This window comes from Flavobacterium petrolei (genome assembly GCF_003314435.2).
Lineage (GTDB): Bacteria > Bacteroidota > Bacteroidia > Flavobacteriales > Flavobacteriaceae > Flavobacterium > Flavobacterium petrolei.
The window spans coordinates 1,418,692-1,436,572 of record NZ_QNVY02000001.1 but is presented as its reverse complement, the minus strand read 5'-3'; the positions used below and the strand labels follow the sequence as shown (position 1 = coordinate 1,436,572).

General features: G+C 34.4%; 15 protein-coding genes and 1 riboswitch. Of the genes, 3 read left to right on the top strand and 12 right to left on the bottom strand.

What is annotated here, in order from left to right; genetic code table 11:
• Positions 1-11 precede the first annotated feature (11 nt).
• The 10 genes from DR871_RS06235 to DR871_RS06190 all read right to left on the bottom strand — a co-directional run bounded on the left by DR871_RS06235 (position 12) and on the right by DR871_RS06190 (position 10,531).
• The gene (locus tag DR871_RS06235) at positions 12-1,256 is read right to left on the bottom strand and encodes a sulfate adenylyltransferase subunit 1 (protein WP_113664373.1); all 1,245 of its coding nucleotides are present in this window, start codon (positions 1,254-1,256) and stop codon (positions 12-14) included.
• Positions 1,257-1,435: 179 nt separating this feature from the next.
• Positions 1,436-2,335: a sulfate adenylyltransferase subunit CysD gene (cysD, locus tag DR871_RS06230; protein WP_113637736.1), complete on the bottom strand. Its 900-nt coding sequence runs from the start codon at positions 2,333-2,335 to the stop codon at positions 1,436-1,438.
• Between the two features lie 110 nt (positions 2,336-2,445).
• Entirely contained in the window at positions 2,446-3,147 is a 702-nt protein-coding gene (locus tag DR871_RS06225; protein ID WP_113664374.1) for a phosphoadenylyl-sulfate reductase, read from the bottom strand.
• Positions 3,148-3,162: 15 nt separating this feature from the next.
• Complete coding sequence (locus tag DR871_RS06220; protein WP_113637740.1) at positions 3,163-4,065, bottom strand: sulfite exporter TauE/SafE family protein; 903 nt, start codon at positions 4,063-4,065, stop codon at positions 3,163-3,165.
• A gap of 115 nt (positions 4,066-4,180) precedes the next feature.
• Positions 4,181-4,591, bottom strand: coding sequence for an RrF2 family transcriptional regulator (locus tag DR871_RS06215; RefSeq protein WP_113664375.1), 411 nt, complete (start codon positions 4,589-4,591; stop codon positions 4,181-4,183).
• A gap of 73 nt (positions 4,592-4,664) precedes the next feature.
• Positions 4,665-5,837, bottom strand: coding sequence for a trans-sulfuration enzyme family protein (locus DR871_RS06210; RefSeq protein ID WP_113664376.1), 1,173 nt, complete (start codon positions 5,835-5,837; stop codon positions 4,665-4,667).
• Positions 5,838-5,903: 66 nt separating this feature from the next.
• On the bottom strand, positions 5,904-6,329 hold the full coding sequence (locus DR871_RS06205; protein WP_113664377.1) for an OsmC family protein: 426 nt from the start codon (positions 6,327-6,329) through the stop codon (positions 5,904-5,906).
• Between the two features lie 178 nt (positions 6,330-6,507).
• Entirely contained in the window at positions 6,508-8,922 is a 2,415-nt protein-coding gene (gene thrA, locus DR871_RS06200) for a bifunctional aspartate kinase/homoserine dehydrogenase I (RefSeq protein WP_129752530.1), read from the bottom strand.
• A gap of 18 nt (positions 8,923-8,940) precedes the next feature.
• Positions 8,941-9,903, bottom strand: a complete 963-nt coding sequence (locus tag DR871_RS06195; protein WP_317125673.1) for an alpha/beta fold hydrolase — start codon at positions 9,901-9,903, stop codon at positions 8,941-8,943.
• Between the two features lie 78 nt (positions 9,904-9,981).
• A riboswitch (SAM riboswitch) is annotated at positions 9,982-10,089 on the bottom strand.
• 232 nt (positions 10,090-10,321) lie between these two features.
• Positions 10,322-10,531 carry a hypothetical protein gene (locus DR871_RS06190; protein ID WP_129752528.1) on the bottom strand — a complete coding sequence of 70 codons (210 nt, stop codon included), beginning with the start codon at positions 10,529-10,531 and terminating at the stop codon, positions 10,322-10,324.
• 748 nt (positions 10,532-11,279) lie between these two features.
• On the opposite strand from DR871_RS06190, the gene metK reads away from it, so the two are divergent.
• Positions 11,280-12,530, top strand: a complete 1,251-nt coding sequence (gene metK / locus DR871_RS06185; RefSeq protein ID WP_113664379.1) for a methionine adenosyltransferase — start codon at positions 11,280-11,282, stop codon at positions 12,528-12,530.
• 72 nt (positions 12,531-12,602) lie between these two features.
• Here metK and DR871_RS06180 read toward each other — a convergent pair whose 3' ends face one another.
• Complete coding sequence (locus DR871_RS06180) at positions 12,603-15,353, bottom strand: carboxypeptidase-like regulatory domain-containing protein (RefSeq protein WP_113664380.1); 2,751 nt, start codon at positions 15,351-15,353, stop codon at positions 12,603-12,605.
• Between the two features lie 26 nt (positions 15,354-15,379).
• On the bottom strand, positions 15,380-16,279 hold the full coding sequence (locus DR871_RS06175) for a GLPGLI family protein (RefSeq protein WP_113664381.1): 900 nt from the start codon (positions 16,277-16,279) through the stop codon (positions 15,380-15,382).
• Positions 16,280-16,393: 114 nt separating this feature from the next.
• Here DR871_RS06175 and DR871_RS06170 point away from each other — a divergent pair, with 114 nt between their 5' ends.
• Positions 16,394-17,185, top strand: a complete 792-nt coding sequence (locus DR871_RS06170) for a hypothetical protein (RefSeq protein WP_113664382.1) — start codon at positions 16,394-16,396, stop codon at positions 17,183-17,185.
• On the top strand, positions 17,185-17,799 hold the full coding sequence (locus DR871_RS06165; RefSeq protein ID WP_113664383.1) for a deoxynucleoside kinase: 615 nt from the start codon (positions 17,185-17,187) through the stop codon (positions 17,797-17,799). The genes DR871_RS06170 and DR871_RS06165 overlap by 1 nt, the downstream gene beginning before the upstream one ends.
• Positions 17,800-17,881 lie beyond the last annotated feature (82 nt).

Below are 17,881 nucleotides of genomic sequence, written 5' to 3'. Positions count from 1 at the left end.
AAAAGTTAAATTTAGTTTATAAATCCAACTCCAGCAGTTGTGTTGGTTGCAGCATCAATTAAAATAAAAGCGCCGTTTGATTTGTTGTCATTGTAGGCATCAAAATACAAAGCTTTGCTTAATTTAATATTTACTTCGCCTATTTCATTTATAGCCAATTGAGTCGCTGGTGTAACTCCAGAATAATCTGTAGCGATTACGTTTTTCACGCTTTCAATTTTTGCCAAAACCCTGTTGGTATTGTGTTGTACCAAATATTTAGCCCCTGGAACTAACTTTTTGCTGTCCATCCAACAAATCGTTGTATTGATGTCTTTTTCAATTTTAGGCAACTCATTCGATTTTACAATCATGTCTCCTCTTGTCACATTGATATCATTTTCCAGTTCCAAAGTAATCGAAGAACCTGCAGTCGCTTCATCAAATTGCTGATCAAAAAAGTGAATATTAGTCACTTTAGATTCTGTCAAAGAAGGAAGAACCGTTACTGCATCGCCAACTTTGATATTGTTCCCGTATAATTTTCCGGCGTATCCTCTAAAATCATGATACTCTTCCGTTTTTGGTCGGATAACTGTTTGAACCGGGAAACGTGCTTTTCCTGTTTCAAAAACATCTTCTGGCTCTAACGCTTCTAAATGTTCCAAAACCGTTTGTCCAGTGTACCAAGGCATATTCTCTGATTTATCAGCAACATTACCTCCATTGATAGCACTCAAAGGAATATAACTTACGTTTTGCTCTTTGAATGAACTTTTGCTGTTCAGCGCTTGAAAATCAGCTTTGATTTTGTTGTAAACTTCTTCCGAATAATCAACCAAATCCATTTTGTTTACCGCAACAATTACCTCTTTTACTCTTAATAAATTATTGATAAAAAAGTGACGGTACGTTTGCTCAATAACTCCTTTACGAGCATCAATCAAAATGATAGAAACTTGCGAAGTCGAAGCTCCCGTAACCATGTTACGTGTGTATTCTACGTGACCCGGAGTATCGGCAATTATGTAACTTTTCTTGGCTGTCGAAAAATAAATATGCGCCACATCAATCGTGATTCCTTGTTCTCTCTCCGCAACCAAACCATCGGTAGCCAAAGAAAAATCTAAATAATCGTATCCTTTTTGCTTGCTGCTTTTTTCTATTGCTTCAATTTTATCTGTAGTCAATGATTTTGTATCGTATAATAATCTCCCGATTAAGGTACTCTTTCCGTCATCTACACTTCCTGCTGTTGCTATTTTTAAAACTTCCATATTACCGTTATATTTTCCCCTCCCCGACCCTCCCCGAAGGGAAGGGAGACGAGTCTGGTATATTTTTATTATTACTTCTCTACTTTTTATTTTCTAATTTCTTTTCCCAAACTCAAAACCAGCATTAATCCAGTTTGGGCTCCCTTCCCTTCGGGGAGGGCTGGGGTGGGGTGGGGATTCTAAAAATACCCTTGTTGTTTTCTTTTTTCCATCGCAGCTTCAGATCGTTTGTCATCAATTCTGGCTCCTCTTTCTGAAATAGTCGAAGATCTGATTTCTCCTACTACTTCTTGAATTGTTGCTGCGTAAGAATCAACAGCTGCAGTACAACTCATATCTCCAACAGTTCTAAAACGAACAATTCTTTCTTCAATTTCTTCATCTTCTTCTTGGTACACAAATGGAGAATGGGACCAAATCATACCGTCTCTCAAGAATACTTTACGTTTGTGTGAAAAGTAAATCGATGGAATTTCGATTTGCTCTTGCTCAATATAACTCCAAACATCAAGCTCTGTCCAGTTCGAAATTGGGAAAACACGAACGTTTTGACCATTTTCGATTTTTCCGTTTAAAATATCGAATAATTCCGGACGTTGGTTTTTCTCATCCCATTGACCAAAATCATCACGAACGGAAAAAATACGTTCTTTAGCTCTTGCTTTTTCTTCATCACGACGCGCACCACCAATACAAGCATCAAATTTGAATTCTTCGATGGCATCCAAAAGTGTAGTTGTTTGCAAACTGTTTCTGCTGGAATATTTCCCAGATTCTTCAACCACTTTACCTTCGTCAATAGCATCCTGAACATTACGAACGATTAACTCTAATCCTAATTCAGCAACCAATTTATCTCTGAAAGCAATAGTTTCCGGAAAGTTATGTCCTGTATCCACGTGCAACAATGGAAAAGGAATTTTTGCAGGAAAAAATGCTTTTTGTGCTAAACGCACCAATGTAATCGAATCTTTTCCACCAGAAAAAAGCAATACCGGTTTGTCAAATTGAGAAATTACTTCTCTAAAAATGTATATCGCTTCACTTTCTAATGCGTTTGTTTTTAATATGGTACTCATTATTATTAGTTTAAAAGTTTAAAGTTTAAAGTTTAAGGTTGTTGAAACCTCATCTAAAATCTCTTAACTATTATTATTTTTTCTTTTCTCTTTATTCTAACCTCTGTTTTCTATTTTTGGTGTAAACCACATTCCTTGTGACTAGATTCCCACCACCATCTGCCTGCTCGGATATCTTCTCCAGGGACAATTGCTCTGGTACAAGGTGCGCAACCTATACTGATGAAACCTTGTTTGTGTAAGGCATTTTGTGGTACATTATTATCGTCTAAATATTTCTGAACCTCTTCTAATGTCCATTTTAATAACGGATTGAATTTTATAATATCGAATTTTTCATCGTATTCAAAAAGGTCTAAATCATTTCTATTTTCGGATTGCTCCGCTCTCAAACCGGTAATCCAAATCGAATTTCCTTTTAAAGCTTTAGTCAAAGGCGCTACTTTTCGAATGAAACAACATTCTTTTCTATTCTCTACTGATTCATAAAAGCTATTTGGGCCTTTTTGATTTAATAACTCTTCAACCGCACTTGTTTCCGGAAAATAAGTTTTAATATCTATTTGATACTTTTTTAAAGTCTTATGAAAAACATCATAAGTCTCTTGAAATAATCTTCCCGTATCTAAAGTAAAAATGGTAATAGGTAAATTATTTTTTCCAATTAAAGCCGTAATCACTTGGTCTTCCTGTCCAAAAGAAGTAGAAAAAACTACTTTGTCATTAAATTCATCAGCCAAAAAAGTAAGCGTTTCCTCGATAGATAAGCTTCTTGTTTTTTCTAATAAAGTATTTGTTATCGCTATGCTCATAATTTCGTTTCTCTTTTATAATAATTTAGACAGTGTTTTTAAACTCAAAACAATAATTAAAACGCCTACCAAAATCATCATAGGCTTTCTCTTTATTCTATTGACTAAAATTGCGGCAATTGGAGCAGCAATCACACCACCCAAAATCAACCCTATAATCACTTGCCATCCTTGTATTCCTCCAAAAAGCATGAAAGTCACACCACTTGCAAAAGCTACCGCAAACTCCGCTGCATTGACAGAACCAATAGTATATCTTGGATTTCTACCGCGCCCTAATAAGGTCGAAGTCACAATTGGCCCCCAGCCACCGCCGCCAACAGCATCCATAAAACCTCCAAAAGAAGCTAAAATATTCAGTCGCTTGGTTTTCTTTTTAATGATGTTTTTCTGCATTGCTTTTCTGATGATTATAATTGCCAACCCTATCATGTATACCGCAATAAAAGGCTTTATCGCATCCCCATCAATTACATCCGACAATAAATAAGCACCTGCAATAGAACCTAAAACACCCGGAATCAATAGATGTCTCACTAGTTTTTTATTGATGTTCCCAAAGCGATGATGAGAAATAGCCGAAGCTCCTGTTGTAAACATTTCAGCAACATGAACTCCTGTACTGCTTATCGCTGGTGGAATTCCATAAGCCAATAAAAAAGAAGTAGAAGTTGCTCCATACCCCATTCCTAAAGTTCCGTCTACTAATTGTGCAAAAACACCAATACAGAAAAAGATTAAAAATTCCTGATTAAAGCCTGCTATTAGACCATTCCAAGAAAATTCAGCATGATGATTGTAAACCAATGTAGAAATTAATCCTACTAGTAAGACAACGGGAATAATAACCCACAAGCGTTCTTTAAAACTAGTTTCCGATTTTTCATTTATCGCAATGGTTTTCAATTCTTTACTCATACTTTTTTAATTCAATTTTTTTAAGCTTAAATCTATTGCCCTATCGGAATAGTAGATTATTATGCAAAAGTAAATAATTTAAGTTAACTACAAAATTTATTTTGTGATATATTCTTTAAAAGGCAATGTCAGCCAAGGTGTTACTTTCTAAGATTTTAAGTGTATTATCGCGCACCTCAATCATCAGTTTCCGAACCGCACAAGTAGCTTCATCTGAACAGTCTACACAAGGCTCATAAAAATTATGGCTGGCACAAGGAAGTAATGCAATTGGACCTTCAAGAATGCGATACACATGAGCCATATTGATGTCTTTGGGATCTTTTATCAAATAATATCCTCCACCTTTTCCTTTTTTGGCACCCAAAAAACCGGAATGGCGCAGTAATAATAAAATACTTTCTAAAAACTTGATCGAAATAGTCTCGCTCTTGGCTATCTCTGCTATTTGAACAGGAGAATTGTCTTTTTGGCGCGCCAAAAAAGTAAGAGCTTTTATTCCGTATTTTGTTTTTTTAGACAGCATAATTGATGTTTGATTTTCTTTTTCTTGATATCAAATCTACAATCTAAAATCGTTAATCCCAAATCAAAAATTATTAAGACAAAGCCTGCTCTAAATCAGCAATTACATCTTTCACCGTTTCCAATCCAACTGAGACACGTACCAAACCATCCGTAATACTCACTGCCAAACGCTCTTCAACTGATAACTTACTATGTGTAGTTGACGCTGGATGCGTAACAATAGTTCTGGTATCGCCCAAATTTGGTGACAAAGAACATAATTTTATTTTGTCTAAAAACGCCCTTCCTGCCTCAAGACCACCTTTTATTTCAAAAGCTACAATGTTACCGCCCAGCTTCATTTGCTTTTGAGCAATTTCGTATTGTGGATGCGATTTTAAAAAGGGGTATTTTACTTTATTAACCTGAGGATGACTTTCTAAAAAGTCCGCTACTTTCATGGCATTTTCGCAATGTCTATCTAAACGAATCGCTAATGTTTCTAAACTCTTAGACAATACCCACGCATTAAAAGGTGATAAAGAAGGTCCTGTCAATCGAGAAAATAAATAGATTTTCTGAATCAAATCTACATCACCAACTGTTATTCCGCCTAAAACTCTCCCTTGACCATCCATTAGCTTTGTCGCAGAATGTACTACTAAATGCGCACCCCATTTTATAGGTTGTTGCAAGTATGGCGTTGCAAAACAGTTATCAATAACCAAAATCAAATTGTATTTTTTAGCAATTGCACCTAAAAGTTCCAAATCGATAATATCAACAGCTGGATTGGTAGGTGATTCTGCAAAAAGAATCTTAGTATCGGGCGTAATCAAACCTTCAATAGTTTCCGGCTTGTTAATATCAAAATAGGAAGTTTCAATATTCCATTTTGGAAAATAATTAATGAACAACGAATGTGTGGCTCCAAAAACACTGCTGGAAGAAACGATATGATCTCCAGATTTCAATAAAGCCGCCAAGGTTGAATACACCGCAGCCATTCCGGATGCAAAGGCAAAACCAGCTGCAGCACCTTCCATAGCACAAACTTTATCAACAAATTCGTTGGTGTTTGGGTTACTATAACGGCTGTAAATATTTCTGTCTTTTTCTTCGGCAAAAGAAGCACGCATATCTTCGGCATCTTCAAATACAAAACTTGACGTTAAGTACAAAGGCACTGAGTGCTCTAAAAATTGTGTCCTTTGTAGTTGGTTGCGTATGGCTTGGGTTTCAAAACCAAATTCTTGATTGTTCATTTTTTTATCGTTTAAGGTTTAAGGCTTAAAGTTGTTGGAATAATAAATCCAATCACTTTGCTTAAACTACAATGGTTTATTATTCAAAACTACTTTATAATGTATAGTTGCCGTTGGCTCTAATGTTTTAGAAACCGAACAGTATTTTTCGAAAGAAAGTTGTGCGGCTCTCGCTGCTTTTTCTTCGTTTATTGGCCCTTCCAAATAAAACACAATGTGAATATCCTTGAATGGTTTCGCTTCTCCAACTTGTACGCGTTCTCCTTCTACTTCAGCTTTGAAAGAAGTGATTTCCTGACGTTGTTTTTTCAAAATTGAAATCATATCAATGGCACTGCAACCCGCAACACCCATCAATACTAATTCCATTGGACTTGCGCCCATATCATTTCCGCCAAACTCTGGTCGGCTATCAACGTTAACTATATGTCCTCTTTCATTTTTTAATTCGAAATGGAAATTGTCGTTTATTCTGTTTAATGTTATTTTCATATTATTCCCCTCCCCAACCCTCCCCGAAGGGAAGGGAGCCAAGACTGGAGGCAGTCCCTTTTTTTTATAATTTATATTTTATTAGACGCAGATAAAATGGATTTGCTAACGCAAAAACACACGGATTCTTGTTTTATATATCTGCAATCAAAAATCGTTAATCCGCAATCTTAAATCTTTACCCTTTATCCGACAACCTCAAAATATCGCCAAAAACTCCTCTCGCGGTCACTGCTGATCCTGCGCCTGCGCCTTGAATCACAATAGGTCGGTCTCCATAAGACTCTGTGTAAATTTCGAAGAAAGAATCAGAACCTTTCAATCCGCCCAACGCCGTATCTGATGGCACCGAAACTAATTTCACTTCCAGATTTCCTTTATCATTTTGCAAATCACCTGACAATTCGCCTATGTATCGCAATACGTGATTTGGCTTTTGATCGGCTTTTATTTTAGCATAAATCGGGTCAAACTCCGTCAATTTATTCAAGAAATCAGAAACATCACCTTCACGCAAATGTTCTGGAATTAAATTTTGAATATCAATTTCTTCAAATTCATTTTGCAAGTCCAATTCCCTGGCCAAAATCAATAATTTTCTACCTACATCATTCCCGCACAAGTCCTCTCTTGGATCCGGCTCCGTATATCCGTTTTCAATCGCTTCTTTTAATATTTCGCTGAACGGAGCGTCTTTTGCAGAAAAATTATTGAACAAATAACTCAATGTCCCAGAGAAAACACCCTTAATCTTAGTAATATTTTCACCTGAAAGGTGCAATAATTTAATCGTATCGATCAAGGGTAATCCCGCTCCAACATTCGTTTCATAAAGATAACTCTTTTGATTATCTGCTAGCACTTTTCGTAATTTTTTATAAAAACTATAACTTAATGTATTCGCGACTTTATTAGATGAAATCAAATCAAAGCTACTTTCTGCTAGAGGAATATAATTTTCAACAAATGTGGCACTTGCCGTATTATCAATCGCAATCAAATTCTCTAAGTGATGCTCATTCGCGTAAGCAATTACATCATCAATAGTGTAAGAAAATCCATTGTTTTGAATTTCATTTTTCCAATTTGGAGTAACCCCATTTTTATTTAAAAGTACATTACTAGAATTGGCAATCGCAAAAACATTCAGTTTGATGTCTTTTCTTTTTTCGATGGTTGCTGCTGATTCCAATATTTGGTTAATCAACGTTCCCCCTACTAAACCATGTCCGAAAATAGCGATATTAATTTTCTTTGAAACTCCAAAAATCTCACCGTGAATCACATTTAAGGCTTTGTTCAGTTGCGATTTTTTCACCACCAAACTCACGTTTTTACCTGTAACCGTATTATTGAAAAGAATCGGGACAATTTTATTTTTTATCAACGCCGTATAAGGCTTGTGAAACGTACTCAAATCCTGTCCAATGATAGAAATTACCGAAACATCATCGGTCACCGTGATTTTATTCACATCTTTAGAATAGAAATCATTTTCGAATTCTTTCTCTAGTTCAATCATGGCTTTAGTCGCTTTATCAGCAGCTACCACTAAACCAATTCCTCTTTCTGAAGAACCTTGAGAAATAATACTCACACTAATATCATTGTCACCCATCACTCTGAAAATACGGGCATCAACGCCAGTTTTTCCTAATAATCCTCTTCCTTCCAGATTCACTAAAGACACATTTTCAAGTACCGAAAGTGTTTTAATGCCTTCTTTATTAGAATTAGAAGTAATTAATGTTCCTTTATTTTCGTGGTTGAAAGTATTCAAAATACGAAGAGGAATGTTTTTTTCCAATAAAGGAATTATCGTTTTGGCATGAAGAATCGTCGCACCAAAATTGGCTATTTCATTGGCTTCATTAAACGACAAATGATCAATTTTTTTCGCATCAAGAACTAAATCCGGATTCGCGGTATAAATTCCGTCTACATGAGTGTAATTTTGAAGCTCTTCAGCATTCAAGTAATTCGCTATCAACGAAGCGGTGTAATTACTGCCGTTTCTTCCTAAAGTGGTCGTGTCATTATTATTATTAGAACCGATGAAACCTGTAATAATATTCACGGTTGTTCCGTTATTCTCCTTAAAATAATTGATTACGTTTTTCTTCGAAATTTGTTCCAAAGGTTGTGCATCACCAAATTTCGAATCGGTTTTAATCAATTCTCGAGTATCTGCAAAACGGGCATTTATTCCGTTTTCAATTAAGATTGCCGTCAATAATTTTGCAGAAAGTAATTCTCCTTTAGATAAAACCTGGTCTTTAATTTTGTTGCTGTAATCCCCAATTAAACTTACGCCTTCAAATAATTTCTCCAGAACATTGAATTCCTCAGACAAATCCACGTTCTCATATTCATCTTGTTGGTATTTTTTAAAACCCTCAAAAAGCAGTTTATAATCCTTATTAGTAGCCGCAACCTTTAAAATTTCTTCCAGTTCATCTGTGGCATTTCCTCTTGCTGAAACCACAATTGCAATTTCCTCTCCTTGATTTACTTTATCAGTAATAATAGCAACCACTTTATTTATTCCATCGCCATTCGATAAAGATTTACCTCCAAATTTTAATATTTTCATTGTGTTGTGTTTTTTGGCTTAGAATATATCCTGAAGCAAATTGTGTAATTGTTTGTATTCTATCAAAAAAGCGTCGTGTCCGTGAATGGAAACAATTTCTTGATAACTGACCTTGTTTTTATATTTTTTTAATTCCTCGTAAGTAGCTTTATTTTCATTTGCAGTAAAAAACAAGTCTGAATTGATTCCAATAATATGAATCTCACCTTCAATTTTTGACGTTATTTCTTCGAATGAATCACTATTTCTGGTAATATCTATCGTCTTCAACAGTTGATTCATCATTTTATAAGAGGAGATTTGAAAACGTTTCTGTAATTTTTCGCCATGATGCAGCAACCAACTTTCCACATTAAAAATGGCTAATTCTTCATTGGTGGTTCGCTGAAATTTTGCAGCAAAAGACTCTGGTGTTCGATAGCAAAGCATAGCATGAGTTCGTGCATCTTCAATAGGTTTCGAAGAATTTTTCAAAATTTGTTCCTGCAAAAAACAGTTTGCAATTAACCAGTCTGTGGATTTCCAATCGGTTGCAATGGGAATTAAATGTTGTGTGATTTTTGGTTCTAAAGCGACCATTTCCCAAGCAATTCCTCCGCCAACAGAACCGCCAATAATAGCATATAGTTGTTTAATTTCAAGAAACCGAATACCTTCTATAAAAATTCTAGCAATATCTCTGGCATTAAAGTGCGAATAATTTTCGATGATAAAACCATCAAAGCCATTTCCGGGAACATTAAAAGAGAGTATCGTATATTTTGTGGTATCTATAGTTTTATTAGCGCCAATTAAATCATTCCACCAACCATTTTCCCCCACAACTTGTGAATTTCCGGTTAGAGCATGATTGACCAAAACGATTGGAGCAGTATGCAATTCAGGTCCAAAAACTTGAAAACTTAAGTTTAAGACAGCATAAAAAGCGCCACTTTCGGTGGTGAAATTTTGTAATATAATGGATGTATGTTTATTTTCCAATTGCAAATCTTTTATGATTTTTGACTTGTGTTTGGAAATATTAGAAAGAAAGCTAGGAGTTATCTAGACAAATTCTTAGTGTTATCTTTCCACGATGAGCGTGGTAGAATGCAGCACCTTCTTCGATAAATCGAAGGGTTGCTAAGGCTTCATCGGGTCTAATCCCTCTGCCTTTCTTTATAACATTTCAATACGTTTGTGAACTTATGATTGCAAATTAACCACTAATTTTTTTAACAACCAAATTTTTATACGCAATCGATTTCTTTGTATGGTTCAAATAAAAACCTGAAAACAATAAACATACAAATGTTATTTTGACGAAGCATTACAAACAAATTACAGTTCTCACCTCGTCAAAACAACAATTTTAAATACTTTTTTGAAAATCTCAAAACCGAAAATGAATTCGGATTTCTTAGATAAAAAGCGCTTCATTCTCTTGTGAATACATTAGAAAAAGTAATGAATTAGGCACTATTTTTTGTGCCAAAGCATCATTTTTGGAAATTTCAAATCTAGGATGAATCAATTCATTTTTTGGATTGTTCTCCTCTTGTTTTTTATTCATGTTATTAATCCTCTCTAATAATTGGAATGTTTTTGGAAAATACTTAGTTGTGCTCATAATTTTAGATGTTAGGTTTATAATTCGTTGTTGGTTTTATTCGCATTATGCTTTTTAAAATTAAAATATATTCTTAAAATAAAAAACCCTTTTAGATGTATATCCAAAAGGGTTTTAAGTTGTTTGTAAACTTATACTTTTGGAATCAACAGACGCAAATACACATAATGGCATTTGCAGCAATCATCGTATTGACAGTTGAATTATTTGTAAACTGGAATTTTAGGTTATTCATTTATATTTTTTATTTCTGTGCTATTATCTCTGTTGTATTCAAAAAAAAGCTTCCCGTTATCTGGGAAGCTTTTGCTATATAATTTAATTTAAAATTATGCAATAAGCGACCCTCAGGAATTATCCTGCGCGACTTTAAACATATTACAAATATTAAATTTCATCTTTTATTTTTTTCTAAAACCAAATTTGCAAATAATTTTTTAAAAATCCAAATAATTTTCAAAAATATTTATCGAAATCCTACCACTATTAATTTTGGCAAGCAAGAGAACCTGAAAAAAGAATTATCCGCAAAAAAAAGTTAAGATTAATTTGCAATTCAAAATGGTTTCATACATTTGCACCCGAATACAAGAGGAAAAATTTGAACTGATTGCAACCTCTTCATAATGAAACAAATTCATTATGGATGCTGAAAATTTTTCAGTAGAAAAAATGCTAAAGCAGGAACCCTCCTTTAGTCCTTTTCAGCAATTATTTTTTCTCGCTTAATTTAAAAATAATAACTATTATGGCCTATTTATTTACGTCAGAATCTGTAAGCGAAGGACATCCAGACAAAATTGCAGATCAAATTTCGGACGCATTAATTGATAATTTTTTGGCATTTGATGCTGATTCAAAAGTAGCTTGCGAAACTTTAGTAACTACTGGCCAGGTAATTTTGGCTGGAGAAGTAAAATCAAATACTTATTTAGATGTACAACAAATCGCTCGTGATGTAATCAGAAAAATTGGTTACACAAAAAGCGAATACATGTTTGAAGCCAATTCTTGTGGAATCCTTTCTGCTATTCACGAACAATCTGCTGACATTAATCAGGGTGTTGACAGAAAAAATCCTGAAGAGCAAGGCGCTGGTGACCAAGGAATGATGTTTGGTTACGCCACTAATGAAACCGAAAATTACATGCCATTGGCACTTGATTTATCTCATAAATTATTGCAGGAATTAGCTATTTTAAGACGTGAAAATAACGAAATTACGTATTTGCGTCCTGATGCTAAATCTCAAGTGACTTTAGAATACAGCGATGACAACAAGCCAACTCGTATTGATGCTATTGTAATCTCGACACAACATGATGATTTTGACGAAGAAGCTACAATGCTTGCAAAAATCAAAAAAGACATCATTGAAATTTTAATTCCAAGGATTATTGCAAAAAATCCAACGCATGCCCATTTATTCAACGATGCAATCCAATACCACATTAACCCAACTGGAAAATTCGTAATTGGAGGACCACATGGAGATACTGGATTGACAGGAAGAAAAATTATCGTTGATACTTACGGTGGAAAAGGTGCTCACGGTGGTGGTGCATTCTCTGGAAAAGATCCAAGTAAAGTAGATAGAAGTGCTGCTTATGCAACACGTCATATCGCTAAAAACTTAGTTGCTGCGGGTGTTGCTGACGAGATTTTAGTACAAGTTTCGTATGCTATTGGTGTAGCAAAACCAATGGGTATTTTTATTGATACTTACGGAACTTCAAAAGTGAATTTGACCAATGGCGAAATTGCAAAAAAAGTAGAAGCTATTTTTGATATGCGTCCTTACTTTATCGAGCAACGTTTGAAATTAAGAAATCCAATTTATAGCGAAACTGCTGCTTACGGACACATGGGTCGTACTCCAGAAACAGTTACTAAAACTTTTTCTGCTCCAGGTGGAAATGAAAAAACAGTTACTGTTGAATTGTTTACTTGGGAAAAATTAGATTTCGTTGACCAAGTTAAAACTGCATTTGGATTGTAATACAACATTTATAATATAAAAAAGGGGATTTTGCATCTGCAAAATCCCCTTTTTTTATCTCCAAACTTCCTCTTATAAATTGTACTTTACAATAAGGGTTACAAATCGAGGCAGGATAATATTTTCATTGGCATTAAAACCATTCACGCTAAAAGAGTTATTCAATCTAGACCTTGTATTTAATAAATTATTGGCCTGAATTCTGTATTCAAATTTGGCATCCTTTTTAATATAATTCAAACTAGCCGTCATGATTTTAAAATCGTTTGTCACACCGTTGGTTTCATTTTTAAATCGGTTAAAGGCATAATCCCAATTAACATTCAAACCATTCAAGAAATAATAATTCAGCTTTACAGTTGGTGTTTGTGTGGTGAATTTATTAGATGCTTGTTCTGAGAAATTCACACGGTAACCCAAATCTACGTTGGGATATTTTTTGAACTGCGTTGCAAAAGCCAAATTGTACGAATGATTTACATTTTCAATTCCTTGAATGAACTCTTGAGTAGCACCGTTAGTAACTCTTCTGTTTAGTACAAAATTGCGGTTCCATCCTGCATTTGCGCCAGCAGTAACTTTGTAATACTTTTTGAAGCTTTTAGAGTAGAACAAATTTCCGTTTAAATTTTCGTTCTCAGCATCTAAATTCAAACGGTCCGAAGTTGAATAAATACTTTGAAAAGAAACTCCATTAACTACCGGATCTTTGGTAGTTGTATAACTGATGTTTGCAAAAATTGTAGTGAAATTATACAAATTATACTTTGAGTAATTCAGTCTGTGACTAGTTACGAGTGAATTTTCCAATTGTGAATTTCCGCGCGTAATGCTATTAAAATTAGTAAAAACATACCCTTCGACCAACGCATTTACATCATTAAAACCATTTTTCACATTAAAGTTATACGTTAAATTTTCCGATTTTTTCAAATCCCAACGCGCAAACATATCCGGCAATAATCGGTTAAAATTAAGTTTGAAAGGATTGCCAAATTGCTCATTAGTAGTATTGTATTGATGAACAGAGAAACCAGGGTTAAATGTAAACTTGCCTGCAATAAATTTATAATGCAATCCCAAAAACGCATCATTAAAACGGTAACGCACATCGTTATTATATGCCGCTTGCTCAACAGGATTAACGGTTTGATCATGTAAAATTTGTAAAATACTCGAATTATACGACTGAAAAGCGTTCGTATTTCCTGCAGTCAAATTCAATATACTTTTATTCGAAATTTGGTAAAAGTAATCGATTTTTGCATCCAGCTTATTGGTTTTTACAAATCTAGATTGTTCGATATTCAATGTGTTTTCATTGACAAAAACCGCACTTGGATCATTTGGATTTTGTGAAGTAGCGTTTTGATACGGATTGACTGAAAGTTGCGGATTATAAAATGGATCTTCGTCCTCGTATTGATGTTGCATTTCGAGTACCCAAGTAGATTTTGGATTTTGTGTAAAAAACAAATTTAAACTCTGATTGAATGAGGCTGGTGCTTGTTTTTGAAAAGCGATAACCGTATTAGAATTAGAGACCATTGAACCATTGTTCATTGTACTAAAATTAGTTTGGCTGTTATCTACATCTTGTTGATCATTTTTTCTAAAGAACGCATCATAATCCAATTGAAAATTATCATTGGCTTTATATTTAGAACCAAATTTTGCAATAAATGCATTGTTTTTAGAATCCGTTTTGTTTTTTCTGTTTTCTAAGGTGGCTATATTAGTAGTGTTAGGCTCAAAAATCCCTCTTTCTGAATTAGTAATAGACTGATTGAAGGTTGACGAATAAGCCGCAAAACCGGATAATGTCCATTTTTTTGAAACCGAATGATTCAAATTGAGTGCCCCAAATTTGTCACTTGCTTTGGCCACATTATCGCCGCCAGACAAACCAAAAAAGTTTCGATTAAGCGTAAGTGTTGTCCCATTACGACCAATAGTATTTCTTGCTCCACCTGTTATTCTGAAAAAATCTGCAGAAGTCAAAGATACTTCTCCAATATTATTCAAATTAACGATAGAATTGATACTGGTTTTTGGGGAGTAATAAAATATTTTTGGATTGAAAATATAGCCCTTGTCATTAGCTAAGCCAGCACTTACATCACCAAACCAAAATTTATCTTTTCCTTTTTTGAGTTTGATGTTAATCGCAATATCATCGTTGTTATTTTCAAGGCCTTTCATTTGCGACACTTCATTGAAATTTCGCAGCACTTGTACTTTATCAACAGCATCCGAAGGAATGTTTTTTGAGCCCAATTTAGTATCTCCCTCCATAAATGGTTTGCCATTTACAAATAGTTTTGCTACTTTTTTTCCTTCTACTTGCACCTGACCGTCCGCCATTACTTCAAACCCTGGCAGTTTTTTAAACACGTCTTCAAGTTTACGCTCTTCGCCTGTTTTGAACGAATCCGTATTATAAACAATAGTGTCTCCTTTTATAGACACTGGCATTTCGCGTACGATCTCCACGCCATCAAGTTCGATTCCACCGGATTCCATGGTAATATTCTGCACCATATTTTCGGCTAGCGTAGTAACGGTAACTTCTTTATTTTGCATACCCAAATAACTCAGTTTAATTACATAAGCCGTATTGGGTTTAAGGTTCAACATAAATTTTCCTTTATCAGTCGTTATGGCATAGGCATCCATAGCTTTAGTAGTTTGGTTCACCGCCATGACATTGGCCATTTCTAAAGGCAGTTTTCCTTTGTCTTGAACCAATCCTTCCAAACGGATATTTTGAGCATAGGAAATAGGAACCACCACAAGGGCGATCAGAACTAGAATTTTTCTCATTTTAATTGGGTGTATAACTACAGGTATTAATTTCCAAAACGAATTTGCATGCCGCCTTCTCTGCCGCCACGACCTTGATTCATCTCTCTGAATTCCTCCATTTTTTTCATTACGGCTTCGTCATACTCTTTTTGAGAAACTACTTTTCCTTTGATTACGGATTTAATTTCTACTTTATCCTTTGGGTTCAGTACAATCTTAGAGCATAAAATGATTGTTCTGCCATCATTCACTTCCAAAATTAATCCCGGTAAACCCCAATATCCTTCTGGACCCTGGCTCACCGGTATTTCAGGGGTATACCATGCAGTAATTACTATTTCTTTAGGCACTTCAACCGCATCTAAAAAATTTGTTTTTTTATCATCCGCTGGTTTTGCTCCTTCTTTTTTATCCGCATCCTCTTTTCGCGGTCTCATGTTTCTAAAATCAGTTGCGCTAGGTTTTTTTACAGCCGTGGCTTTATAACAAGTATATCCTCCAATTACTCTTGTTTCAGCTTCCATTTTCCAAGCTAGACTCGTAAGCGAATCTTTAACCAAAAATTCTTTTCCCATAAACTCTTTATCATTACTGTACTGTTTGTCTTTTACGTTTTTATAAAAGGTACCGCCGCCGCCAGCAAAGCTTGACATCATTCGGAATCCTCCACCGGCTTGTGTTGACGCTTCTAGCTTTTCTTCTTCCTTATAAATAGAAGCTGTTTTATTAAAGTTGAGGATAAATGTTTTTTCGAACATCTTCTTCATTCTTTCCTCGATTATTTTCTGCATGTCCGGAGTCATATTTTTGTTTCCCTCCATTCGGGTTTTAAAATCGGAAGTGCTGGTTTTTGATTCATACACCGCCATTCCTTGAAATTCCTGAGCTTGAAGTCCCATAAATGATGCAACTGCTAATACTAATGTGAAAATTACTTTATACATATTATTGGATTTTGATAAATAAGAGTGAAAAATACTATTTTTGTTACAACCATTCTGTTAAAATAACAGTAAGACCTTAATAATTATAAAAGGTTTAATTGTAATTTCGCTTTCATGAAAAAAGTAATACTGTTGCTATTAATAAGTTCATTTTCAATAATGATTTCTCAAAATCTAAAGCAAAATGCTGTTTTAATGGATTCCATCCGTTTTGATGGTGATCAATTTCTGGGATATGATCCCTTTGGTTTTTATTACACCATAAAAAACAATGCCTTTTCTAAAATTAATACGCGAGACACTTTAGAATACAAGAATATTTCTTTGGGTAAAATCACCAAAGTAGACCTCCAAAACCCGCTTAAAATCGTATTATTTTACGAAAATTTCAACACCGTTATCCTTTTGGACAATCAACTGAATGAAATCCAAAAAATCAATTTTTCAGAAAGTACAATTCCTATTGTGGTTTCAGCAATTGGGATTGCGTCCCAAAATCAGCTTTGGATTTATAACAGTATGAATCAGCAATTAGGATTATATGATTATCTGAACACTATTTACAAGACTATTTCAGTTCCTTCTGCGGAAAATATTAAGAATTATTTTTCAGATTTTAATGCATTTTATTGGATTGACAACAAAAACAATTGGTACGCTTGTGATATTTTTGGAAGAATTACAAACAACGGAAAAGTTCCTGATTTTGAATCAATTGAAATTATAAATAAAAATCAGTTTATTTATTCAACAAACGGAAGTTTAATTTTTCAGGATTTAGAAAAAGATCAAAAAACGGAGATTAAAATTGCAGAAAAAAGCTTTAAAAAATTTTATTACAAAGACCAAATTTTATCTATTTTTACATCCGAAGGAATTACAAATTATAAAATCATAATACCGTAATGCACATAGCAATAGCAGGAAACATAGGCTCTGGAAAGACAACTTTAACACGCTTGTTAGCGAAACATTTCAAGTGGGAACCGCATTATGAAGATGTTGTCGACAATCCCTACCTAGATGATTTTTACCACCAAATGGAACGTTGGTCGTTTAATTTACAAATTTATTTCTTGAATAGCCGTTTCCGTCAGGTAATGCAAATTCGCGAAAGCGGCAAAAAAATCATTCAGGACCGAACTATTTATGAAGATGCACATATTTTTGCGCCCAATCTTTATGCAATGGGTTTGATGACCAATCGCGATTTTCAGAATTACTCTTCCCTTTTTGAATTGATGGAATCCACAGTTAAAGCGCCTGATTTATTGATTTACTTAAGAAGTTCAATTCCAAATTTAGTGGGACAAATACACAAACGTGGTCGTGAATACGAAAACTCAATATCTATTGATTATTTGAGTCGATTGAACGAAAGATATGAAGGTTGGATTCAAACCTACGACAAAGGAAAATTATTAATTATTGATGTTGACAACATAAATTTTGTTGATAATCCTGAAGATTTAGGAAATATTTTTAACCGAATTGATGCCGAATTGAACGGGTTGTTTTAAACAGATTTCACAAATTACTACAGATTTTCGTAAAGAAAAATGCCTCACAATTGCGAGGCATTTTTTATTTACAAAACTTTTA

What these genes read in the sequence shown, in the direction of transcription:
- DR871_RS06235 (WP_113664373.1), bottom strand. Translation starts at nt 1,256, where the DNA reads ATGGAAGTTTTAAAAATAGCAACAGCAGGAAGTGTAGATGACGGAAAG.
- cysD (WP_113637736.1), bottom strand. Translation starts at nt 2,335, where the DNA reads ATGAGTACCATATTAAAAACAAACGCATTAGAAAGTGAAGCGATATAC.
- DR871_RS06225 (WP_113664374.1), bottom strand. Translation starts at nt 3,147, where the DNA reads ATGAGCATAGCGATAACAAATACTTTATTAGAAAAAACAAGAAGCTTA.
- DR871_RS06220 (WP_113637740.1), bottom strand. Translation starts at nt 4,065, where the DNA reads ATGAGTAAAGAATTGAAAACCATTGCGATAAATGAAAAATCGGAAACT.
- DR871_RS06215 (WP_113664375.1), bottom strand. Translation starts at nt 4,591, where the DNA reads ATGCTGTCTAAAAAAACAAAATACGGAATAAAAGCTCTTACTTTTTTG.
- DR871_RS06210 (WP_113664376.1), bottom strand. Translation starts at nt 5,837, where the DNA reads ATGAACAATCAAGAATTTGGTTTTGAAACCCAAGCCATACGCAACCAA.
- DR871_RS06205 (WP_113664377.1), bottom strand. Translation starts at nt 6,329, where the DNA reads ATGAAAATAACATTAAACAGAATAAACGACAATTTCCATTTCGAATTA.
- thrA (WP_129752530.1), bottom strand. Translation starts at nt 8,922, where the DNA reads ATGAAAATATTAAAATTTGGAGGTAAATCTTTATCGAATGGCGATGGA.
- DR871_RS06190 (WP_129752528.1), bottom strand. Translation starts at nt 10,531, where the DNA reads ATGAGCACAACTAAGTATTTTCCAAAAACATTCCAATTATTAGAGAGG.
- metK (WP_113664379.1), top strand. Translation starts at nt 11,280, where the DNA reads ATGGCCTATTTATTTACGTCAGAATCTGTAAGCGAAGGACATCCAGAC.
- DR871_RS06180 (WP_113664380.1), bottom strand. Translation starts at nt 15,353, where the DNA reads ATGAGAAAAATTCTAGTTCTGATCGCCCTTGTGGTGGTTCCTATTTCC.
- DR871_RS06175 (WP_113664381.1), bottom strand. Translation starts at nt 16,279, where the DNA reads ATGTATAAAGTAATTTTCACATTAGTATTAGCAGTTGCATCATTTATG.
- DR871_RS06170 (WP_113664382.1), top strand. Translation starts at nt 16,394, where the DNA reads ATGAAAAAAGTAATACTGTTGCTATTAATAAGTTCATTTTCAATAATG.
- DR871_RS06165 (WP_113664383.1), top strand. Translation starts at nt 17,185, where the DNA reads ATGCACATAGCAATAGCAGGAAACATAGGCTCTGGAAAGACAACTTTA.